The organism is Acidisoma sp. S159 (assembly GCF_009766125.1).
GTDB lineage: Bacteria > Pseudomonadota > Alphaproteobacteria > Acetobacterales > Acetobacteraceae > Acidisoma.
This window is the reverse complement of sequence record NZ_LMUG01000059.1, coordinates 706,693-727,922: the sequence shown is the minus strand read 5'-3', so window position 1 is coordinate 727,922 and position 21,230 is coordinate 706,693. Positions and strand designations below refer to the sequence as shown.

Sequence of the window (21,230 nt, the reverse complement as noted above, 5' to 3'; positions counted from 1 at the left end):
GACCACGCTCGCGCTCACCGATGGCCGGGCGGCGGCTCACGGCGCGGACCAGGTGGGCACGTTCCACAGCTCCGACGCGTATTCGCGGATCGAACGGTCGGAGGAAAACCAGCCCATGCCGGCGGTGTTGAGGATCGCCGAGCGCCGCCATTGCGCCGTTTGACGCCAGCGTGCTCCGACATCGCGCTGCCGCGCGTAGTATGACTCGAAATCGGCGGCGACGAGGAAGTAGTCGTGATGGCGGACGATATCCATGAGGCCGCGATAGCGGTCCGGCTCGTCCGGGGAGAAGTTGCCGTGTTCGACCGCAGAGACGACTTCCGAGAACACCTCGGATTGCTCGATGAGCGATGAGAAGTCGATGCCGTCACGGCGCCGTGCCTCGACCTCATGCGCTTCCATGCCGAAGATGAAGATATTGTCGGGGCCGACGCGTTCGAGCATTTCAACATTCGCGCCGTCGAGCGTGCCGATCGTCAGCGCGCCGTTCAACCCGAGTTTCATATTGCCGGTGCCGGACGCCTCCATTCCCGCCGTGGAAATCTGCTCCGACAGATCCGCCGCCGGGATGATAATCTCCGCAAGGCTCACATTGTAGTTGGGAAGGAAGACGACCTTAAGGGCGTCGCGTACCACAGGGTCGCTATTGATCACCCTGGCCACGTCGTGGATGAGCTTGATGATGAGCTTCGCGCGATGGTAGCTCGGCGCGGCCTTGCCAGCGAAGATCTTCACCCGCGGCGTCCAGTCCCGGAAGGGCTGCGCGCGGATCGCGTTATAAAGCGCGATGGTTTCCAGGATGTTCAGCAACTGGCGCTTGTATTCGTGGATGCGCTTGATCTGCACATCGAACATCGCCCCGGGATTGAGGCGAATCTGCATTTGGTCGGAAACCAAAGTCGCCAGCGCTTCCTTATTCGCCAGCTTCACCTTGGCGAAACTCTCCTGGAAGCCGGCGTCGTCGGCGAAAGGCTTCAGTTGTTCGAAAGCGCCTTCGTTGTCGAGGAAGCCATCGCCGATTGTCTCGCGCAGCAAAGCGGTGAGGCGTGGGTTGGCCTCGTACAGCCAACGGCGGAAGGTGATGCCATTGGTCTTGTTGTTGATCCGGTCCGGATACATGGCGTGGAAATCGCGGAACACGGTTTGCCGCATCAGATCGGTGTGGAGCGCGGAAACCCCGTTGATCTTGTGCGAACCGAGGAAGGACAAATGCCCCATGCGGACCCTCCGGCCGTGTTGCTCATCGACCAGAGAGAGGGTCGAGAGAAGCCGATCATCCTCCGGATGCGCTTTATTCACATCATCCAGGAACGTCACGTTGATCATGTAGAGAATTTGCATATGGCGCGGCAGCAGCCGCTCCATCAGCGAGACCGGCCAGCTTTCCAGTGCCTCGGGCAGCAAAGTGTGGTTCGTGTAGCAGAAGGTTTTCTGCACGATGCCCCAGGCTTCGGCCCACTCAATATGATGGACATCGACCAGGATGCGCATGAGCTCGACGATGGCGATCGAAGGATGCGTGTCGTTGAGCTGGATGGCGGCCTTGTCCGGCAAGGTCCGGATCGTGCCGAAGGTTTGCAGATGCCGCCGGATGAGATCCTGCAAGGACGCGGCGGCGAAGAAATACTCCTGCCGCAGCCGCAACTCCTGACCGGCTGGCGTCTCGTCGCTGGGATACAAAACGCGCGAGATCGCCTCGACCCGTGCGCGTTCGCTGATGGCGCCGACATGGTCACCGAGGTTGAAGGCGTCGAGGCGGATCGGGTCAACCGCGCGGGCAGACCACAGCCGCAGCGTATTCACATGCCGCCCGCGCCAGCCGACGATCGGAATGTCATAGGCGACGGCCGATACGCGCTCCGCCGGATGCCAGACGTGCTGGACCTCGGAGTCGAGCTGGGACACGGCCTCAACCGAGCCGCCGAAGCCGATGTCGTAGGAGATTTCGGCGCGTTCGAACTGCCAGGGATTGCCCAGCTCAAGCCAATCCTCGGGGAATTCGAGCTGGTAGCCGCCCTTGATGAGCTGACGGAACAGCCCGTGATCGTAGCGGATGCCATAGCCGAAAGCCGGGATCGCCAGGCTCGACATGCTCTCCAGGTAGCAGGCCGCGAGCCGCCCGAGACCGCCATTGCCAAGCGCCGCATCCGGTTCCATCTGGCGGATCGCGTCGAAACTCACCCCAAGGCTTTCGAGGGCCTGCAAGGCGTCATTCTCGATGCCGAGGTTGGAGAGGCTGTCGCGGAGCTGACGACCGATCAGGAACTCGAGCGAGAGGTAGTAGACCCGCTTGCTGCCGCTCGAATAGGCGCTCTTGGTGCTTGCATGCCAGCGCTCGACCACCTTATCGCGCACCGCGAGCGCGGTCGATACGTACCAATCGCGGTCATTCGCCGAGGCGCGGGTCTTGCCGACCATGTAGTAAAGCTTTTGCAGAATGCTCTCGCGCATCGCCGCTACGGGCTCCTGCGCGACAGATGACGGCGGGGGCGCCGCTTCTTCAGTGGTTGCCTCGTTCTCGATCCGATCCGCTAGCGTCACGAGTAGCTCCTTGTGGTGATGGACCGGCCAATCGCCGGGCGGCACGTCGTTTCGGCACGTCGGACGCAGACGACGGGCGAAGAACCGGCCCTCCCGCCGCACAGCTTGCGCAGGATGGCGCACGAAGAAAAGGGCCAAACCGCTGGCCAGGCGCCGCCGGCTAGACGGTTGCCGCTTGGCCGGGGCCTATGACCTCGTGGTGTCGGCTCAACTGTCCGTGACCGGCGACGTCGATGCAATGGCCTCGCCACGGGTGGCGCTGGACGTCCTCTCGGGCGTCCCCAACTCTGCCATTCTCGCGTCTCCAGCCCTGGGGTCGCTCAAACGCCATTGATTGGCGTAGGGCGGACCCGTCACTCTCTCCTCGGTTATGCAAGGACGACGCCATGGCGGTTCCTCTTCGTGCGACCTACCGGCTCCAGTTCCACAAGGGGTTTACCTTCTTCGATGCTGTGTCGCAGGTTCCCTATCTCAGCCGGCTCGGCATCAGCCACGTCTATGCCTCGCCCATCCTGATGGCGCGGCCCGGCTCGACCCATGGCTATGACGGCATCGATCCAAGCCGCATCAATCCGGAGCTTGGCGGGGAGGATGGCTTTTCAGCGCTCGTTTCGGCCTGCCGCGCGGCAGGGCTCGGGCTCATCATCGACATCGTGCCGAACCATCTGGCGGTCGATAGCCTCAATCCGCTGTGGATGGAGGTGCTGGAACTTGGGCGAGCGGCGCCTGCCGCCAGCGTCTTCGACATCGACTGGGCGAAGGGGCCGATCGTCTTGCCGACGCTTGGCAAGACCCTGAACGACGCGATGGGAGTCGGCGAAATTGCGCTGCGGGTCGATTGGGAGTCGGCGCGCATTCTTGTCACCTACTTCGACAATTTCTGGCCGCTGCGGGCCGAGAGCGTCAGTGCCATCTTGCAAATGGCGTCCGAGAAAGCCGGGCCGTCACTGGATGGCCTGGCCAATGCCTGGCAGGCGCTTGAGGGACCGTCGCAAACCTTGCCGGACGAAATCCTGCGTGCGCGGCGCGGTCTGCGCGGCCTTGGTGTGGAGGCGCGCCGGCATGTCGAGGATGCGGTGGCGCGGGAAGATATTGGGCATCTGCTGCACCGGCAGCATTGGCTGCTGACGCATTGGCGGGCAGAGAGCGACCGTCTGACCTATCGGCGGTTCTTCAATATCACCGGCCTGATCGGTGTCCGCGTGGAAGACCATGCGGTTTTCGAGCGTATCCACGCGCGGCCACTTGCAATGGTGCGGGCCGGCGAGGTCGATGGGCTGCGGATCGATCATATCGACGGGCTGGCGGATCCGACGGCGTATTGCGGGCAGCTCCGCCGCGCGGTGAAGCCGGATACGATTTTGCTCATCGAGAAAATTCTCGGCCGCGAGGAGCCGCTGCGGAATTGGCCGATCACCGGCACCACCGGCTACGAGCGGCTGAACGACATTAACGGCTTGTTCGTCGATCCCGACGGATGGCGTGCGTTGGATGGCTATCTGGTGAGCCGCGGTGCTCTGGCGGCCGAACCGGAAGCCCGGCTAGCGGCGGCTAAGGCCTTCGTGCTCCGCACGAGCTTTGTCGCGGAGGTCAATAAGCTCGGCGAACTCGCCTTGCGGCTGGCGAAGGACGATCCGCGGGCCGCCGACTTCGGGCCCTCGACGTTGCGGGACGGGATCGTGGCGCTGCTCATCCGGTTTCCGGTGTATCGCAGCTATGGGCCGGATACGGGGTCGGATCCGGCGGATCATGCGCCTTGGGAAGCGGCGCTCGGTCTCGTCACTGAGCATGACAACCCCTGGGTGGCGCAGGCGGCCCGGTTCCTGGTGGCGCGGGTGGCCAAAACGACCGACACGATCGCGGAGGAGTTCGTTCGCCGCTTCCAGCAGCTCAGCGGCCCAGCCATGGCGAAAGGACTGGAGGATACCGAGTTCTACCGCAGCGTCGCGTTGAGTTCAGTCAATGAGGTGGGCGGCGATCTTGCCCAGCCCTGGCGCAGTGCTGAGGAGTTCCACGCGATCTTCACCGCCCGCGCAGCGGAGGGACGGCAGGATCTCATTCCTCTCGCGACCCATGACACCAAGCGCGGGCCGGAGACCAGGGCGCGGATCAATGCGCTCTCGCTTTGGCCCATCGAGTGGATTGAGGCCTTTGAGAGCTGGCACGAGATCAATGCTCCGCTGTTCAAAACGGTGGCGGGTGAGGCGGCACCCGATCTGACCGATGAGTGGCTGATCTATCAGACGCTGCTCGGGGCCTGGCCGATCTCGGTGGAGCGGCTGTCCGAATACCTCACCAAGGCGATGCGGGAAGCGAAGCGGCTGAGCTTTTGGGAGAATCCCAACGAGGAATACGAGGCCGCCGTGCAAGGTTTCGCCAAGGCTCTGGTGCAGGGCAAGACGAGTGAGGCTTTCCGCGCACAGCTTGATCGCGCGGTCGTGGCGGTTGAGCCGACGGCGCGGGTCCATGCGATTGCCCAGACGATTCTCCAACTGACGCTGCCGGGCACGCCTGACATTTATCAGGGCACGGAGTTCTGGGATCGCAGCCTGGTCGATCCCGACAATCGCCGTCCGGTGGATTATGCGGCACGTGCCGCCGTTCTGGCGGAAGCGTCCCCCCTCAGCCTCGCCAGCCGCAATGATGGCTTCGCGAAGCTGACAGTGACGCATCGGCTTTTAGCGTTGCGTGCGAGCGAATTGGCGTTGTTTCAACACGGCGATTACCGGGCGGTGGCGCTAGCCGGCGGCGCGGGGTGGCTCGGTTTCACGCGTAGTCACGGAGATCGGCACCTTCTCGTTGTGGTGCCGACGCGGTGGAGTGGCGATGGCGGGTTGTCGCTTCCGCCGGAGGTTGGGACGGGTTGGAGGGACGTGTTGACGGGTGTCGAAGTTGCCGCAGCGGATGGGACGAAGCGTGACGCAAGCTGGCCGTTTATTGTTGCGACGCGGGTTGGGTGAAGGCCGAGGCGAAGGCCGCTTATGCTCCCGTGCCGAGCGTCGTGGACACAAGAGTGGTCGTGCACGGCGCGGGGCGGTGATCCTGGTTTGGTAGAGCCAGCTCAGCATGCGGCGATCGCGAGCGACTCTTCCGCGGAGAGTCGGCCGCGACTAGTCGCGTATGGCTGGAGAGGCGCGAGGCTTGCTCCGGTTGGCGGCGACGCCAGGAGCGGCCGGTTCTTCGGCGTCGGGGTCGGCACCCTTCTTCCCCATATTGCTGCCGAATAGCGCAAGTCTCGCAAATGCAGCGAAAGACACCCAGGGGTGTTTTATCTGAAAAGTTGCCGCTCTCATCTGGAAGAATAGTTGCAAAGCTCTCCGACCGAACTCTCTCGGGCTGATTTTGCCCGCTGCAAGAAGAACATCAAGTTGCCCGGCCCTCTGGAACAACGGCCCAAGGATCATTGCCTGGGGGTTGAAGCCCATCCCTGGCATCATGCCCATACCCATCCCGTTCATGCCCATGCCGCCGATCCCGTTCATGCCCATGCCCATGCCGGGCAGTCCGCCCATGCCAGGCATCATGCCCATGCCGCCGATCCCGTTCATGCCCATGCCCATGCCCATGCCGGGCAGTCCGCCCATGCCAGGCATCATGCCCACGCCGCCGATACCGTTCACGCCCATGCCCGTGCCGGGCAGTCCGCCCATGCCCATGCCAGGCATCATGCCGCCGATGCCGTTTACGCCAATGCCTGGAACTCCCCCCGCGTTGGGCAGGCTCGTCGAATTCGGTTTTGGCGAGGAGTCGGCAGCCCGACGCGGCGGAGATGGCGTTGCCGAACTATGACCCGCGGCCAGACTCGCGACGGAAGCTTGCTTGGTATTCGCGGTCAGCAGATGGTTCTGGAAGCTGTTAGCAGCGTCGCCCACAGCAGCAGCCTTCGACGGTATCGCAGCGATCCGTCCAATGCTCTGCGTCTGATCGATCGTCTGTGCCACCTCGCCGCTCCCCTTCAGATCGGAGCGATAGGATCACAGTTACATTAAAATGACATTACGATTGCCGCTTCTATCGGCGTCGGCACGTACTAGCATGAGCGCCGACAGAGGCTACGCCGCCTCCGTATCCAGCGCGTAGCCCGCGGCGCGCACGGTGCGGACCACGTCCAGTTCGCCCTCGCCGTTGATCGCCTTGCGCAGGCGACGGATATGGACGTCGACGGTGCGCGGCTCGACATGGATCGAGGGGCCCCAGATGGCGTCCAGCAGTTCCTCGCGCGAGAAGACGCGGCGGGGCCGCTGCATCAGGAACTCCATCAGCCGGTATTCGGTCGGGCCGAGATGCAGCGCGCGGCCGTTGCGGCTGATGCGATGGGCCGCGAGGTCCAGCACAATGTCGTGGAAGCGCAGCTCGCCTTTGGCCGGCACCGTGTTGGAGCGGCGCATGAGGGCACGCATCCTGGCCACGAGTGCCTCAGTGCTGAAAGGTTTCGTCACGTAGTCGTCGGCGCCGGTATTGAGCCCGCGCACAGTGTCCTGATCCTCGCCACGGGCAGAGATCATGATCACCGGCAATTCGCGCATCGCCGGACGCCTGCGGATCTGACGGCAGACCTCGATGCCGGACAGATGCGGCAGCATCCAGTCAAGCAACACCAGGTCAGGCTTGAGTTCGGAGATGCGGGTCAGCGCCTCCTCGCCATCGCCGGCTTCCTCGACGCGGAAGCCCTGCTTTTCGAGGTTGTAGCGCAGCATGGTCATGAGCGCGGCCTCGTCCTCGACAATGAGGACGAGCGGCTTGCTGGAAGCGACGAGGCTTTCCGGGATCACGCTGGGTGTCTCCGTTCAATCCGTGCGGCGGTTGAGGGCGACCGAGCTTTCGCCGCGCGGCCGTTCGTCTCCGATTGCTTCGCCAGTGATGGCATAATGCAGCGTCTCGGCAATATTCGTTGCATGGTCGCCCATGCGCTCTAGATTCTTCGCAATGAAAAGTAGATGCGTGCAGGGCGTGATATTGCGCGGATCTTCCATCATATAGGTGATCTGCTCGCGGAAGATGCCGGTGTAGACGTCATCGATCTCGCGATCGGCGTGCCAGACGTCCTGCGCGCGGGACGCGTCATTATCGCCCACCGCATCGACCGTGTTCTTGAGAATCTCCTGCACCAGCCTCGCCATATGGCCGAGGCCGCTCAGCGTGTAAGGCTGCGCCATGTCGTTGAGCACGAGGCTACGCTTGGCGACATTTGCCGCGTAATCTCCGATGCGTTCGAGATCGCCGCTGATCTTGAGCGTCGCGACAACAAGGCGGAGGTCGGCGGCGACAGGCTGGCGCAGCGCGAGCAAGCGGATCGCGAATTGCTCGATCTCCCGCTCCAGCGCATCGACCTGCGGATCGTCCTGCACCGCGAAGGTCGCCGCCTGCACGTCATGCTCGATCACCGCGCGGGTAGCATTGGCGGCCTGGGATTCAACCAGCCCGCCCATCTGCGTGATAAGACCGCGCAGCCTGCTCAACTCCTGGTCGTAACTTTTCACGATGTGCTCCACCTGCGGGCCGGCCATGATTCTGTTCCGATCAACCGAAGCGGCCCGTGATGTACTCCTGGGTCTGGCGCTTCACCGGATTGGTGAAGATGCGCTCGGCGGCGCCGACTTCAATGAGTTCCCCCAGGTAGAAAAACGCCACGCGATCAGCGCAGCGCGCCGCCTGCTGCATATTGTGTGTTACGATGACGATGGTGAAGTCGCGCTTAAGCTCGTCGATCAGCTCCTCGATCTTTAGTGTGCTGATGGGATCGAGCGCGCTGGTCGGCTCGTCGAGAAGAATAACCTCGGGGCGGACGGCAATACTGCGCGCGATGCAGAGGCGCTGCTGCTGGCCGCCGGAGAGGCCGCTCGCCGTGGTCCGCAGGCGATCCTTTACCTCGTCCCACAAGGCCGCACGGGTGAGCGACCACTGCACCCGCTCATCCAGCGCGGCGCGTGACAGCTTCTCGTGCAGGCGGACGCCGAAAGCGACGTTGTCGTAGATCGACATCTGGAAGGGCGTCGGCTTCTGGAAGACCATGCCGATGCGGCCGCGCAGCTGGTTGAGGTCGATATCGGGCGCCACGATATTGACCTCGTCGAGCATCACCTCGCCCTCGGCGCGCTGGCCTGGATAGAGGTCATACATGCGGTTTATGACGCGCAGCAGGGTCGACTTGCCGCAGCCCGAGGGCCCGATCATGGCGACGACCTGACGGTCGGGGATCTCGAGATTGATCTGTTTAAGGGCCTGGTTGGACCCGTAATAAAAATTAAGGCCGCGGATCGAAATGCGGCTCTGGGCGTCAGCCTTTGCAGCGGCCGCCGGTATCGGGCCTGGCCTCAGCCGCTCAGACACTGCCATCTCCATCCACTCGCCCCAATGCCCACATCAGCCTCACCAGCTCTCGCCGGATTGTTGCCCGCATAGAGGAGTGCATGCGGTCCGGCCATGGGCGTAGCGTGAAGGTTTGATGACGGGGTGTCGAGAGCAAGCGCTCTCCGCCCCGAGATCAGAGGCGGAGAGTATCGGGTGAAGTCACTCGGCGGCCTGGGCCGTCTCGTCCCGCAGTTCGACCACGCGGAGATAGGGCCGCAGTTCCTTCCAGCCTTGTGGGAATCGCACCTTGGCGTCTTCGTTTGACAAAGCGGGCGAGATGATGACCGGCTGGCCCGGCTGCCAGTCCGACGGTGTCGAAACCTTATTCTTATCCGTGAGTTGCAGGCTGTCGATCACCCGGAGGATCTCAGCGAAGTTGCGGCCGGCGCTGGGCGGATAGGTCAGCGTGAGGCGGACCTTCTTGTTCGGATCAATCACGAAAACGCTGCGGACGGTGACGCTTGGATCGGCCTCGGGATGGACCATGCCGTAGAGGCTGGAGACCGTCCGGTCCTTATCCGCGAGCACTGGGAAGTTGAGGGACTGACCCTGGGTCTCGCGGATGTCCTCGGCCCAGCTGGCGTGGTTCTCGGTGCTATCGACCGAAAGCCCGATGACCTTCACGTCGCGCTTCTTCCATTCCGGCTCGAGTCGCGCGACGGCGGCCAATTCGGTGGTGCAGACGGGGGTGAAGTCTTTCGGGTGGCTAAACAGGACGCCCCAGGACGAGCCCAGGTAGTCGTGGAAGCGGATGCGGCCGCGGCTGCTGTCCTGCTCGAAATCGGGGGCCGTCTGCCCTAGCTGGATGGTCATTCTGGCTTCTCCTTGCCGTTCGGTCGCGCTCAGATCGCACCTTGCGGGAGGGCGATCAAGCGTTCGCCGGGCAGTGGCAAGAGTGAGCGTTCCGCGCGGCATCTATGGAGTTTTCTACTATCTAAAATCTTTGTGGGAGAATTTTATGTCCAAGAAAGGCTTTTGATCGCGGACCGGAGAAGTTTCTTCCGCGAGACCTGATGTAGGACGGGCTGCGGCGCTTACTCCTTTCCTGCAAAGGGAGGGGGTGGGTATGGTTGTACGGCGATACTTCGACCCCTTTGCGCGCGGAAGAACTCACCCCCTGTCCCCTCCCTTGCAGGGAGGGGACAGCCAGCCCGCAGATGCCGGCTCGGATTTTGCGAGCGGCACATGTCAGCGCAAGGGCTGGCTCCATATGGTCACGCCGATCGGCCCCACGGTGACGGGTACGCCCGCGCCGTTTGCGCGACCGCTTTCCGGCCGGTAAATGCTTGGCGGCGGCCTTCAGTCGCGACAATTCCAACCGTATCAAGGGCCACAATGCAGCTGGAACCCGGCCGAACGCTCACCGCTCGTGGCTTGCTCTTCGACATGGACGGAACGCTGGTCGATTCGGGACCGGTCGTGGAGCGTGTCTGGTCGGCCTGGGCGATCGACCAAGGTCTGGATGTCGCTGGCCTCTTGCCTGTCGCGCATGGACGGCGGGCGATCGAAACCATCATGATGTTCGCCCAGCACGTGCGGGATCCCGAAGCCGAGGCCCGTAAGCTTGAGGATGCCGAGCGGCTGGACATTGAGGGCCTCAAGCCCATCGAGGGTGCGCTGGCGCTCATCGCAAGTCTGCCGGCCGATCGCTGGGCGCTCGTGACCTCGGCGGATGAGTCGCTGGCCCGGACGCGCCTCGCTGCCTGCGGGCTTCCGGTGCCGGATGTAATGGTGACGGCCGAATCGGTGGAACGCGGCAAGCCCGCGCCTGATCCGTATTTATTGGGGGCGCGGGGGCTCGGCTTCGACGCCAGCGATTGTATCGTGTTCGAGGATGCGGATGCAGGCCTCGCCTCGGGTCATGCCGCGAAAGCGCAGGTCATCGCGGTCGCGTCCCTTCAGTCGCCTGAAGCGCTGGACCGGAAGAAGGAGCTTTGGGTTCCTGACCTCAGCCGTCTGCGCGTGCGGTTGGTCGATGGACTTTTGCATCTGACCATCGAAGGCTAATCCAGCAGCAAATGCAGCGCGACGCTCTGCCTCGCCTTGGTCACGCTGGCGCCCGGAAAGCGACATCCTCCACCGCCAGTTAGGCGAAATGCAGAGACGCCGTGAGGTCAGAATGATGCGCTTTCTCCGATCTCCCTCTTTCCGCGCCGGCCGAGTCATGGTGCTCGGCGCTGTCGCGCTTGGAGCCCTGGCGATCGCCCATCCGAAGCCGGCGGAAGCTTGGTGGCGTGGCGGCTATTGGTATGGGCCGCCGGTCCCACCGCCAGTCTATTACGCGCCCCGGCCTTACTACGCAGCGCCGCCGGTGTATTACGCGCCCCCGCCACTGCCGCCCACGGTCTATTATCCGCCCCCTGCGAGTTACGGTCCGGGACCGACCGCGCGTAGCTGCTACGCGAGCCCTGTCGTCTGCCCGATGGAGGTGCCGCGGCCCATCGGCGTCGGCTGCTATTGCTCCGATGGCGCGGGTGGACGTGTTTGGGGTCGGACCGGCTGAGGCTTGAGCGCCGCCGCTTTCTGTAGCAGGAGCGCGGCATGAGCAGTTCCTCCCCGCGCCGCGTCCATGCCCTCATCGTCTGTGCCGGGCGCGGGCAGCGCATGGGCGGCGGGGTTCCGAAGCAGTATCGCACGCTAGGTGGGACCGCGATCCTGCGGCGCACCGCCGTCGCCTTCCTCGACCATCAGGCAGTAAGCGGCGTGATGGTGGTGATCCATCCGGACGACCGACCGCTATACGACGCGGCTGTTGCGGGCCTGCCGTTGTTGCCGCCAGTTCATGGCGGGGCGAGCCGCGACGCCTCGGTGCGGCTCGGGCTTGAGGCGCTGGAAGCCGAGGCGCCGGATTGCGTGCTGATCCATGACGGCGTGCGGCCCTTCGTGACGGCGGCGACGATCGCGGCAGTTACCGAGGCGCTGACCTCCGGCCCGGCCGCCATCGCGGCGATGCCTGTCTTCGACACGATCAAGCGTTGCGAGGGCGGCGTTATCACCGCGACCATCGAGCGTGCGCCTTTGTGGCGAGCGCAGACGCCGCAGGGATTCCACTACGCCACGATCCTCGCCGCCCATCGTGCGGCTGCTTCCCGGCCTGGCCATCTCCCGGCTTTTACGGATGATGCAGCTGTCGCCGAGGAGGCTGGTATCCCGGTTCGGGTCGTCGAAGGCACCGAGGACAATTTCAAGATCACGACGGAAGCCGATCTACGCCGCGCCGAGCGGCATTTGCGCGAGCTCTTGTAGGTCGCCGGTCGCGCTCGCAAATCTCCGCTTGACTGGGAATCCTCTCCGGTCAGCCTGGTTGGCTCTTTTCGGTCCGCCACGCTCGATGCCGGCGCGACCAGCCCTCAAAATCGTTTCTGGAGCCTAAAGTCTCATGACAAGCACCACAAAGACCGCCCTCGTTACTGGCGCCAACAAGGGCATCGGCCGCGCCATCGCGAAAGGCTTGGCGAAGCAAGGCTATACCGTCTGGATCGGCGCAAGGGACGCCGGGCGCGGCGAGGCGGCCGCGGAGCAGTTGCGTGAGGAGGGGCTCGACGTTCGGTTCCTCCCGCTCGATGTCGGCGACGACGCCAGTGCCAAGGCTGCCGCCACGAGTCTCGCCGAGCAGACCGACCATCTCGATGTCCTGGTCAATAATGCCGGTGTAGCCCTGGAGGGGATGGACGGGGTCATCAAGCCGAGCACGCTCGAGATGGCGAAGCTCAAGGCAACCTATGAGGTCAATGTCTTCGGGCCAGTCCGTGTCACCCAGGCCTTCGTCCCGCTGCTTCGCGAGGCACCGGCGGCGCGGATCGTGATGATGAGCAGCGGGCTTGGCTCGATCGCGCGGCAAGCCGATCCGAATGGTGCTTTCACGAGCCTCAACCTGCTCGGATACAGCAGTTCCAAGACTGCCTTGAACGCGGTGACCGTCGCCTTCGCGAAGGAATTTCGTGAGACGCCGATCAAGATCAACGCCGCCTGCCCCGGCTATGTCGCAACCGACCTTAATGGAAACAGCGGGACGCGCACCGTCGAGCAGGGCGCCACGATCGCCCTCCGCCTCGCGACGCTTCCGGCGGACGGTCCGAGCGGCGGCTATTTCAACGAGGACGGCCCGCTGCCCTGGTAAGGGCGGACTACTTGGCGGGCGGTGTCAGCGAGACGCCATTCGCCTCCGCGACGAAATCGGACAGCATCGGAACGTAATCCTCGCCGCGTCCAGCGCCCACGGCGGAGGCGAAGGCGTTCCGCACGGCGGCGCCCATCGGATTGGCGAAGCCGCTCGCGCCGGCGAAGCCCGCGAGATAGGTCATGTCCTTGGCGGCGTTGCGGATGGCGAATTGATGGGCGTTGCGGTCACGCTCCAGGACGTATTTGAAGAAGGTCTGGTAGAAGGGACAGTCCATCCGGCCGCCGCGAATCACGCTGTCAAAGACCTGCGGCGTGAGACCGGCCTTGGCGCCTAGAGCGAGCGCCTCCGAATAGAGCGCCGCGTACCCCATCGAGACGAAGTTGTTCAGCAGCTTCATGGTGTGGCCGGTGCCGGTCGGGCCGGTATGCGCGACCCGGCCCGCGAAGGCGTCCAGGACCGGGCGGACCCGCGCCACTGTCGCCTCGTCGCCGCCCACCATCACATCGAGCGTTCCGGCGGCGGCATCCTTAGGCGTGCGGCTGAGCGGGGCGTCGATCAAGGTGATGCCGCTCGCCTTGAGGCTTTCGGCCAGACGCAAGGTTTGCGAGGGGTCGGAGGTCGAGCAATCGACGATCACCAGCGGCTTGCCGGCTGCTGCTAGACCCTGCGGTCCCTCCACCACCGCCGCGACTTCCGGCGAGCCCGTGACGCAGAGAACGACGATGTCGGAGCGCTCGGCGAGATCGCGTGGACTACTCGCTTCCACCGCGCCTTCGGCGACCAGATCCTCGATCGGCGCCCGGTTGCGGTGGGCCAGCACGGCGAGCGGCCAGCCCTTGACGAGGATGTTGCGCGCCATGCCTTGCCCCATGAGGCCGAGGCCGATGAACCCGATGCGTTCCTTGCGGGCGGCCTCGCTCATGATGGTAGTCCCTCTCGTGCAGCGTCAGGCCGTCTATCGCCCGGCGAGCGCGGGTGCGCGGGCGCCGAGGGGCAGAATGACGCGGCCATGCGCCTCGTTGATGATCTCGCCGGCCGAAACGTAGAAGGCGATGATGGCGGTGACCAGCCCGGCATAGCCGCCGATCTTAGTGCAGATGCCCATACCCCAAGCGCCCAGAGCTAGCAGCAGGAAGGTGATCCAGAGGGCGAGGAAGATGAACGACACGGCGCGGGCATGCGCGAGGCTACCGATCCACATGTAGAAGGTGAAAAAGCCCCACATGAAGAGATACCAACCGACGAAAGCTGGCGGAACGTGCGCGGCGAAGAACAGGACGAAAAGCGCGAAGGACCACCAGAAGGCGCCGTAACCGCAGAATGCCACGAAGCCGAAGGTATTGCCGCGCGGCAGTTCCAGCAGCCCAGCGCAGAACTGCGCCGCGCCACCGAAAGTAAAGGCGAGCGCCAGGACCATCGGCACAGCGGCGCCGCCGTACCAGCCGGCATTGACCATGCTCAGCATCCAGGTCGTCAAAGCGAAGCCGGCAAGCCCAAGGGGCGCCGGATTGGCGAGCTTGATCATAGGACTATCCTCCCGCTCGCCGGGCCGGCGTTTCGCCGCCCGGTCATTGCTATTGCACCCGCGCAGCAGGCGGGCGGCGCATTCTATCGCGTCCTAGCAACGACCAGGAAGAAGAAATGTAACATCAGCGGCCTAACGTCCAAACCTCATGGCAGGTTTCCGACGTCGGATGGCGGGCGTCAGCTTTCGTCGAGCTGGGACCGCACCCAGTTGTGCAGTTTATGCACGAGATACTCCTCGGGCATCAGCGTGCCAGTGCGATGACGGAGCGAGTGCAGGCCTTTTTGGTTGAGTTCGCAAAGTGCGACGTCCTGCCGCATCACCAGATCGGCGAATTCCACCGCTTTGGGCAGATCAAAGGCGGGATCGTTCAAGGTCTCGGCCGGGAAGAGCCACTCGGCGGTGAGTTCGGTCTGCTCCGGGCCGAGCGGACGCATATGCACGATGCGCACATAGTCGATATGGGCGACCATGTACATCGAGGGGAGCTTGGTGAAATAGGTCTGGCCGGCGGCGCGCTCCGCTTCGGTCAGCTTCGGGAAGGTGTACGGCAAGGCCCGCCCGTCCATCGACCAGGTCTCGGCGCCGATCTTGAGCCCGCCCTTCAGCTTGGGATCCGTGGTGTCGCCCTGCGCGCGCCAGTTGGGGTCGTCGCGCTGAGACAGCAGGCCGCGGCTGTAAATCGGCACGATGTCCGAGAGCTCGGGATGGGCATGGGCGCAGTGCAGGCACTCGTTGTAATTCTCCCAGAAGACCTTCCAGTTGCAGGCGAGAAGCTTGCGGACTGAGTGCCCGACGCGAAGATCGGCAAGAGGCCAGTTGTCGACGGGTGCTGAATCGTCGCGATCGGGCGCGGCATCGAAGGGTCCCGCATTCTCATCGAGGTTAATGAAGACGAAACCGTTCCACTCGGCCAGGGCGATCTTGTAGAGACCGTGATCCGCCTTGCTGAAGTCCGGCGCACAAAGCTTGGACGGCATACGCGCGAGTTCGCCGGTCAGCTTATAGGTCCAGGCATGATAGGGGCAGGTGATGGCGCGCGCCTGCAATCTGCCGCTGGGCTCGGTCTTCAGCACCGCGCCGCGATGGCGGCAGGTGTTGTGGAAGGCGTTCAGCGCGCCGTTCTCGTCCCGCACGAGCAGCACATTCTGGTCGCCGATCTCGAAGGTGCGGAAGGCGAGCGGAGCATCAAGTGTTTCGCTGCGGCAGAGATAGATCCAGTTACGATACCAGATATTGCGCAGCTCGCGGTGATACTGCGCCGGATCGAAATACCAGTTGCTGGGCAGCGTCGGCTTAACCTGGGTCAGACCATTGACCTCGGGCTCGGCCTCCAGAATGTCACTCATGCGATCCTCCAAAAATCTTCAGGCCCGCGCCGCGGCTTCGGCGGCGAAGGCGAGTTGTTCGTCACGCAGCCGCTTGCGCTCGCGCGACGCCATGACGAAGCCGGCGATGATCGTGCCGATCGTGACGAATGCGATGACGATGGCCGCGAGGGCGTTGACGTCAGGCTTTACGTCCAGCTTGACCTCGGAAAAGATCAGCAGCGGCAAGGTTGTGGAACCGGGACCGGCGACGAAGCTCGAAATCACCAGATCGTCGAGCGAGAGGGTGAAGGCGAGCAGCCAGGCCGATAGCAGCGCGGGGGCGATAATGGGCAAGGTGATGTCGAACAGGATGCGAAGAGGCCGGCAGCCGAGATCCATCGCGGCTTCTTCCAACGAGCGATCCAACGCGACCAGGCGGGATTGCAGCACCACCGTGACGTAGGAAGTGCAGAAGGTGATATGCGCGATGGCGATCGTCAGCATGCCGCGATCGGCCGGCCAGCCGATGAGCTGCCCCATGGCGATAAACATGAGCAGCAGCGAGATGCCGGTGATGACGTCGGGCATTACCAGCGGTGCGGTAATCATGCCGCTGAACAAGGTGCGCCCCCGGAAGGGGCCGAAGCGGGCCAGCGAATAGCCTGCCATCGTGCCCAGCACGACAGCACAGGTGGCGGCGGTCAGCCCAATCTCCAGCGTACGGCGAGCGGCGGCCATCATGAAGCCGTTGTGGAAGAGCGAGGCGTACCACTTTGTCGAGAAACCACCCCACAGCATCACGATGCGGGAGCTGTTGAAGCTGAAGATGATCAGCGTGATGATCGGGATGTACAGGAAGGCAACGCCGACCCCGAAGACCAGCCGGGCGACACCGAGTTTCCTCATGGCGCGTCGACCTGTTTCGCCTGGAGGTATTGAAACAGGATCATCGGGATGACGAGCGCGAGGAGCAGCGCGATGGCGACCGCAGAGGCCGTCGGCCAGTCTCGATTGGAGAAGAATTCGTCGTAGAGCACGCGGCCGATCATGACGTTGCTCGCATTCCCCAGCAGATCCGGGATCACGTATTCACCGACCGCCGGAATGAAGACGAGAAGCGATCCGGCGATGACGCCGGGGATCGAGAGTGGGAAAGTGATGTCCCGGAATACCGCAAACGGCTTCGCGCCGAGATCGGCGGCCGCTTCATCGAGCGTGCGATCGAGCCGTTCCAGGCTCGCGTAGAGCGGCAGGATCATGAAGGGCAGATAGGAATAGACGATGCCGACATAGACCGCGAAGGGCGTGTAGAGCATCTGCAGAGGGGCGTGCGTCACATGCGCCCATTGCAGGAAGCGGTTCAGTAGACCGTTGGTGTCGAGGATGCCGAGCCAGGCGTAAACACGTAGTAGAAACGGCGTCCAGAATGGCAGCACCACGACCAGCAGCATGATGTTGCGCGTCTGCCGCGTGGCCCGCGCGATGGCGAGCGCCATCGGGTAGCCGAGCAGCAGGCAGAAGACGGTCGAAATCGCGGCGATCTTCAGGGAGTTTAGATAGGCGCGGAGATAGAGATCATCCTGCCACAGACTGGCGAAGTTATCCCAGGTGACGGTCAGCGCCAGGTGGTCGCCGTCGGGGTAGCTCAGCAATGGCGTGAAGGGCGGACGAGCGACCACGGAATCGGCGAAGCCGATCTTCAGGACGATCGCGAAGGGGATGAGGAAGAAGAGCAGCATCCAGCCGAAGGGAACCGCGACCATGATGCGCTGCCAGGAGTTCCCTAAGCTGTGCAGCATGTTTCCCGGGAAGCGGAGGCGGTCATTTGGACGTGGGCCGGGCGGCAGACCGGCAAGCTCCTCCGGCACGATGGCGGCACCGGGACCGATCGGCGCCGGGGTGGCGAGACCGCCTGAGTCGAGAAACTCGCTCATGGCGTCACCGAGCCCCGTAACCCGTCATGCTCGGCCTTCGCGTGCCGTGACGGGTTGCTTTGGTCGCACGCCTTCGCGCGCCATGACGGTTGGGTTTGGTCGTGGGTCGGGCAGTGCATCCCCCCCGCCCTCATTCCGTCAGCAGCACGGCGGACGCCGGGTCCCAGGTCAGGAAGACGCGCTCGTCCCAGTCCGCCCGCAAAGCCAAGGCGCGATCGGCGTTGGTGACGTTGACGGAAACCAGCCGGCCGTCTCCGACATCGATGCGGTAGGAGGTCGTGCCGCCGAAATAGCCGAGATCCTTGACCTTCCCTGCAACCATGTTCTGCGTCGCCGCGACCGGCGTGAGTGACAGCCGGATCTTCTCGGGCCGCACGGCGACCCAGACCGGCGTGCCATCCGGCACCGGCGCGCCGGGATGGGCGAGGAGGAAATCTCCGCCCTCCTTGCCCTTCACGCGCAACAACCGGTCCTCAAGCCCCAGCACCACGCCCTCGAACATGTTCATCGTGCCGATGAAGCCGGCGGTGAAGCGGCAGTTGGGATATTCATAAATCTCGATCGGGCGGCCGACCTGATAGACCTGCCCGCGATCCATGACCGCGATACGAGTGGAGAGGGTCATCGCCTCTTCCTGGTCATGTGTCACCACGATGAAGGTGATGCCCACCTTGTCCTGGATGTTCATGAGTTCGTACTGCGTCGCCTCGCGCAGCTTCTTGTCGAGCGCGCCCAGCGGCTCGTCGAGCAGCAGCGCCTTGGGGCGCTTGACCAGGGACCGCGCCAAAGCCACGCGCTGACGCTGGCCGCCGGAAAGCTGGTGCGGCTTGCGCTCGGCATAGGGACGAAGCTGTACCAGCGCCAACGCCTCATCGACGCGCTTGGCGATCTCTGCGCGGGCGACACCGTCTTTCTTCAGGCCATAGGCGACGTTGTTGAAAACGCTCATATGCGGAAACAGCGCATAGGATTGGAACATCATATTGACCGGCCGCTCGTAAGGCGGGACGCCGGTCATGTCCTGGCCGTCGATGATGATGCTGCCGGAACTTGGCGTCTCGAACCCCGCGATCATCCGCAGCAACGTGGTTTTGCCGCAGCCGGAGCCGCCCAGCAGCGAGAAAAGCTCGCCCTTGTAGATTTTGAGGCTGACATCCTGCAGCGCGACGAAGGTGCCGAACTGCTTGCTGACGCCACGGATTTCGATGAAGGGCTTGGCCGCGCTATCGCGCCAAGGCTCCGTCACATCCGGTATCGCGGCGGAAACGCCCCCGGCCGGAAGATTGGTGTCTGGCCGAAGGAGCGTTTCCGCCATTGCATCAGCCTCGCTCAGGAACCGGTCTTGAAGTCGGAGAAGGCGCGGGTCTCGGCCTTGGTCGCCTTGGGCGGTAGCGGCTCCTCGCCGAAAGTGCGCTTCATGGTTTCCGCATCGGGGTAATTCGCCGGATCGCCGGTGATGCTTTTCGGGATGAGCGGTGTCGATTTGTAGTTGGCGTTCGCGTAGTTCGTGACCTCGGTGATGCCGGCCATCACATCGGGGCGCTGCAGGTAGTTGATGAACTTCAGCGCGCCATCGACGTTCTTGGCGTCAGACGGAATGAAGACCGCATCGAACCACAGGCCTGAGCCTTCCTTGGGGATGGTATAGGCGAGATTGACGTTCGCCTTGGCGCTCTGTGCATTCGCGACGGCGGTCGCGTAATCACCCGACCAGGTCATCGCGATACAGATCGATTTCTGCGGCAGCGCGGTGAGGTAATTTGAATTGTCGAAGACGCGGACATTGGACCGGATCTTGGCCAGCATCTCCTTGGCCTTGCGATAATCGGCCGGGTTCTGCGTATTCGGGTTGATGTGCAGGTAGCTCAGCGCCATCGGCATGACGTCGGTCGGGCCGTCGAAAAAGGACACGCCGCAGTCCTTGAACTTCGAGACGACGGCCGGATCGAACAACATCGCGAGCGAACCGACCGGGGCATCCGGCATCCGCTGCTTGATCATGTCGACATTGTAGGTGAATCCGGTGGTGCCCCACATATAGGGCACGCCATATTGCATATCCGGATCGTAAGAGTCGTAACGCTTGACCAAACTCGGATCCAGATTGGCGAGGTTCGGCAGCTTCGACTTGTCGAGCTTCATGTAGATGCCCGCCTTGATGTCCTGCGGGCCGTAATTCGACGCCGAATGGACCACCACGTCGTAACCGGTGTGGCCCGCCATGAGCTTGGCCTGCACGGTCTCGGACGAATCATAGGTGTCGTAGACCACCTTGATTCCGGTTTCCTTGGTGAAGTTCTTGAGTGTATCTGTGCCGATATATTCGGCCCAGTTGTAGACGTAGATGGTCGGCTGGTCGGCCGCGGCGGGCCTATGCCCGGAGAGGAGCGTGGCGGCGGCCAAGGCCCCCACCCAGATCAGCGTCTTCGAGCGCATCATCGGCACAGTTTCCTTGTCACTTGGCGTTTATCCTGCGGCGACCGGCCTCGCGCGCCCCGAGCGAGCTTGGACCCGACCTTGTTACGGCTGACATGATGGTCGCGGGACTTCCCGCTTGGCAACCATGTCCGACCAATCCTCCCAAAACTTCATTTGCCCGAAAATGCGCGAGGGAATACGGCGGCCAGGAAGCTGTCGATAGTCTGGCGGCCCGGCTCGCGGTCGATGCGGCCGGGGCTGAACAGCAGGCCGAGCCATATACCGTCGGTCAAGGCGCTCAAGCCGCTCGCCGCTCTTTCCGCCGCCATCTCCATTGCGGTCCCACCGCCGGCCTCGATCACAGCAGCGCAGAGCCCAACGAGTTCGGCATGATGCTCGGCCTCCCGTTGCGCGCAGCGGGCGAGGAAGGCTGGGCGAGCGCGGGCCTCGCCATAGAAGGCGTGCCAGACGGCGATGCGGCGGCGCGTGCAGACCTGCGGGTCGAGATCCGCCATCATCATCGCGCGCAGACGGGCAGCTGGGGCGGCGCCGGCATTGTCGATGGCGTGCCGCCAGCACAGGCGATATTCCTCGGACAGGTAATCGAGCGTCGCGTCGAGCAACTGGGCTTTGCTGACGAAGTGGAAGTTCACCATGCCGGTGGCGAGCTTCGCGCGCTGCGCCACCCCGGAGATCTTCAGACCCGAGAGGCCGTTCTCGGCGATCTCGGCGACCGTGCTCTCAATCAATTGACGGCGCCGGACCTCGCGGCTGGCGGTGCGGTCCAGGCCCCGACCGGAGCGTTCGGAAGAGATTGGGAGTGGCGCCACATCCTCGTCCTCGTCACGCATTTCTCGATCGAATTCGATCACTGCCCCCTGCCGTCCCGCGTCGCCGATTAAGCCCGATCATGCCTCAGGTAAGGCGAGACACGCAATGCTTTCCTGCCATATCTTGACTGAATATGCATTCAGTCGCTGGACAGAACGCTGGTCTGGGGCGTAGCCTTAGTCTCATAACAGCCCGTG

At 63.6% G+C, this 21,230-nt stretch carries 18 protein-coding genes and 1 pseudogene; 5 read left to right on the top strand and 14 right to left on the bottom strand.

Annotated features, from left to right (window positions below):
* Positions 1–36: 36 nt before the first annotated feature.
* Positions 37–2,451: a glycogen/starch/alpha-glucan phosphorylase gene (locus GSQ92_RS20175; RefSeq protein ID WP_158804853.1), complete on the bottom strand. Its 2,415-nt coding sequence runs from the start codon at positions 2,449–2,451 to the stop codon at positions 37–39.
* A gap of 476 nt (positions 2,452–2,927) precedes the next feature.
* Here GSQ92_RS20175 and treY point away from each other — a divergent pair, with 476 nt between their 5' ends.
* A complete protein-coding gene (treY, locus tag GSQ92_RS20170) occupies positions 2,928–5,501 on the top strand; it encodes a malto-oligosyltrehalose synthase (protein WP_159013876.1) in 2,574 nt (857 codons plus the stop codon).
* A 150-nt stretch (positions 5,502–5,651) separates the two neighbouring features.
* Here treY and GSQ92_RS30355 read toward each other — a convergent pair whose 3' ends face one another.
* The 5 genes from GSQ92_RS30355 to GSQ92_RS20145 form a co-directional block, all read right to left on the bottom strand.
* Positions 5,652–6,482, bottom strand: coding sequence for a hypothetical protein (locus tag GSQ92_RS30355; RefSeq protein WP_216856877.1), 831 nt, complete (start codon positions 6,480–6,482; stop codon positions 5,652–5,654).
* 111 nt (positions 6,483–6,593) lie between these two features.
* Positions 6,594–7,313 (bottom strand): phosphate regulon transcriptional regulator PhoB, encoded by a 720-nt coding sequence (phoB, locus tag GSQ92_RS20160; protein WP_256367114.1) that lies wholly within the window; start codon positions 7,311–7,313, stop codon positions 6,594–6,596.
* A gap of 15 nt (positions 7,314–7,328) precedes the next feature.
* Positions 7,329–8,048 (bottom strand): phosphate signaling complex protein PhoU, encoded by a 720-nt coding sequence (gene phoU, locus GSQ92_RS20155; RefSeq protein WP_158804529.1) that lies wholly within the window; start codon positions 8,046–8,048, stop codon positions 7,329–7,331.
* A gap of 13 nt (positions 8,049–8,061) precedes the next feature.
* Positions 8,062–8,883: a phosphate ABC transporter ATP-binding protein PstB gene (gene pstB / locus GSQ92_RS20150; protein ID WP_158804530.1), complete on the bottom strand. Its 822-nt coding sequence runs from the start codon at positions 8,881–8,883 to the stop codon at positions 8,062–8,064.
* Positions 8,884–9,051: 168 nt separating this feature from the next.
* On the bottom strand, positions 9,052–9,705 hold the full coding sequence (locus tag GSQ92_RS20145) for a peroxiredoxin (RefSeq protein ID WP_159013875.1): 654 nt from the start codon (positions 9,703–9,705) through the stop codon (positions 9,052–9,054).
* Between the two features lie 522 nt (positions 9,706–10,227).
* On the opposite strand from GSQ92_RS20145, the gene GSQ92_RS20140 reads away from it, so the two are divergent.
* The 4 genes and pseudogenes from GSQ92_RS20140 (at position 10,228) to GSQ92_RS20125 (ending at position 13,012) form a co-directional block, all read left to right on the top strand.
* Positions 10,228–10,899: an HAD-IA family hydrolase gene (locus GSQ92_RS20140; RefSeq protein ID WP_159013874.1), complete on the top strand. Its 672-nt coding sequence runs from the start codon at positions 10,228–10,230 to the stop codon at positions 10,897–10,899.
* A 112-nt stretch (positions 10,900–11,011) separates the two neighbouring features.
* The gene (locus GSQ92_RS20135; protein ID WP_159013873.1) at positions 11,012–11,395 is read left to right on the top strand and encodes a hypothetical protein; all 384 of its coding nucleotides are present in this window, start codon (positions 11,012–11,014) and stop codon (positions 11,393–11,395) included.
* A gap of 38 nt (positions 11,396–11,433) precedes the next feature.
* Positions 11,434–12,126: pseudogene (ispD, locus tag GSQ92_RS20130) on the top strand (2-C-methyl-D-erythritol 4-phosphate cytidylyltransferase); the annotation flags it as partial.
* Positions 12,127–12,271: 145 nt separating this feature from the next.
* Positions 12,272–13,012, top strand: coding sequence for an SDR family oxidoreductase (locus tag GSQ92_RS20125; RefSeq protein ID WP_158804534.1), 741 nt, complete (start codon positions 12,272–12,274; stop codon positions 13,010–13,012).
* Between the two features lie 7 nt (positions 13,013–13,019).
* Here the strand turns inward: GSQ92_RS20125 and GSQ92_RS20120 are convergent, their stop codons facing one another.
* The 8 genes from GSQ92_RS20120 to GSQ92_RS20085 form a co-directional block, all read right to left on the bottom strand.
* Complete coding sequence (locus GSQ92_RS20120) at positions 13,020–13,937, bottom strand: NAD(P)-dependent oxidoreductase (RefSeq protein ID WP_158804535.1); 918 nt, start codon at positions 13,935–13,937, stop codon at positions 13,020–13,022.
* Between the two features lie 33 nt (positions 13,938–13,970).
* Positions 13,971–14,606 carry an acetate uptake transporter gene (locus GSQ92_RS20115; protein ID WP_371418568.1) on the bottom strand — a complete coding sequence of 212 codons (636 nt, stop codon included), beginning with the start codon at positions 14,604–14,606 and terminating at the stop codon, positions 13,971–13,973.
* A gap of 113 nt (positions 14,607–14,719) precedes the next feature.
* On the bottom strand, positions 14,720–15,889 hold the full coding sequence (locus GSQ92_RS20110; RefSeq protein WP_159013872.1) for an aromatic ring-hydroxylating dioxygenase subunit alpha: 1,170 nt from the start codon (positions 15,887–15,889) through the stop codon (positions 14,720–14,722).
* An 18-nt stretch (positions 15,890–15,907) separates the two neighbouring features.
* Positions 15,908–16,756: an ABC transporter permease subunit gene (locus GSQ92_RS20105; protein ID WP_158804538.1), complete on the bottom strand. Its 849-nt coding sequence runs from the start codon at positions 16,754–16,756 to the stop codon at positions 15,908–15,910.
* Positions 16,753–17,784: an ABC transporter permease subunit gene (locus GSQ92_RS20100; protein WP_158804539.1), complete on the bottom strand. Its 1,032-nt coding sequence runs from the start codon at positions 17,782–17,784 to the stop codon at positions 16,753–16,755. Before GSQ92_RS20100 ends, GSQ92_RS20105 begins: the two co-directional genes overlap by 4 nt.
* Positions 17,785–17,914: 130 nt before the next feature.
* Positions 17,915–19,099, bottom strand: a complete 1,185-nt coding sequence (locus GSQ92_RS20095; protein ID WP_158804540.1) for an ABC transporter ATP-binding protein — start codon at positions 19,097–19,099, stop codon at positions 17,915–17,917.
* Positions 19,100–19,113: 14 nt separating this feature from the next.
* Positions 19,114–20,223 carry a polyamine ABC transporter substrate-binding protein gene (locus GSQ92_RS20090; protein WP_216850359.1) on the bottom strand — a complete coding sequence of 370 codons (1,110 nt, stop codon included), beginning with the start codon at positions 20,221–20,223 and terminating at the stop codon, positions 19,114–19,116.
* Positions 20,224–20,372: 149 nt separating this feature from the next.
* Complete coding sequence (locus GSQ92_RS20085; RefSeq protein ID WP_216856876.1) at positions 20,373–21,074, bottom strand: TetR family transcriptional regulator C-terminal domain-containing protein; 702 nt, start codon at positions 21,072–21,074, stop codon at positions 20,373–20,375.
* Between the last annotated feature and the right edge of the window lie 156 nt (positions 21,075–21,230).

Coding starts and splice junctions, on each gene's coding strand:
- GSQ92_RS20175 (WP_158804853.1), bottom strand. CDS start 2,451: ATGCGCGAGAGCATTCTGCAAAAGCTTTACTACATGGTCGGCAAGACC.
- treY (WP_159013876.1), top strand. CDS start 2,928: ATGGCGGTTCCTCTTCGTGCGACCTACCGGCTCCAGTTCCACAAGGGG.
- phoU (WP_158804529.1), bottom strand. CDS start 8,048: ATGGCCGGCCCGCAGGTGGAGCACATCGTGAAAAGTTACGACCAGGAG.
- pstB (WP_158804530.1), bottom strand. CDS start 8,883: ATGGAGATGGCAGTGTCTGAGCGGCTGAGGCCAGGCCCGATACCGGCG.
- GSQ92_RS20145 (WP_159013875.1), bottom strand. CDS start 9,705: ATGACCATCCAGCTAGGGCAGACGGCCCCCGATTTCGAGCAGGACAGC.
- GSQ92_RS20140 (WP_159013874.1), top strand. CDS start 10,228: ATGCAGCTGGAACCCGGCCGAACGCTCACCGCTCGTGGCTTGCTCTTC.
- GSQ92_RS20135 (WP_159013873.1), top strand. CDS start 11,012: ATGATGCGCTTTCTCCGATCTCCCTCTTTCCGCGCCGGCCGAGTCATG.
- GSQ92_RS20125 (WP_158804534.1), top strand. CDS start 12,272: ATGACAAGCACCACAAAGACCGCCCTCGTTACTGGCGCCAACAAGGGC.
- GSQ92_RS20120 (WP_158804535.1), bottom strand. CDS start 13,937: ATGAGCGAGGCCGCCCGCAAGGAACGCATCGGGTTCATCGGCCTCGGC.
- GSQ92_RS20110 (WP_159013872.1), bottom strand. CDS start 15,889: ATGAGTGACATTCTGGAGGCCGAGCCCGAGGTCAATGGTCTGACCCAG.
- GSQ92_RS20105 (WP_158804538.1), bottom strand. CDS start 16,756: ATGAGGAAACTCGGTGTCGCCCGGCTGGTCTTCGGGGTCGGCGTTGCC.
- GSQ92_RS20100 (WP_158804539.1), bottom strand. CDS start 17,784: ATGAGCGAGTTTCTCGACTCAGGCGGTCTCGCCACCCCGGCGCCGATC.
- GSQ92_RS20095 (WP_158804540.1), bottom strand. CDS start 19,099: ATGGCGGAAACGCTCCTTCGGCCAGACACCAATCTTCCGGCCGGGGGC.
- GSQ92_RS20090 (WP_216850359.1), bottom strand. CDS start 20,223: ATGATGCGCTCGAAGACGCTGATCTGGGTGGGGGCCTTGGCCGCCGCC.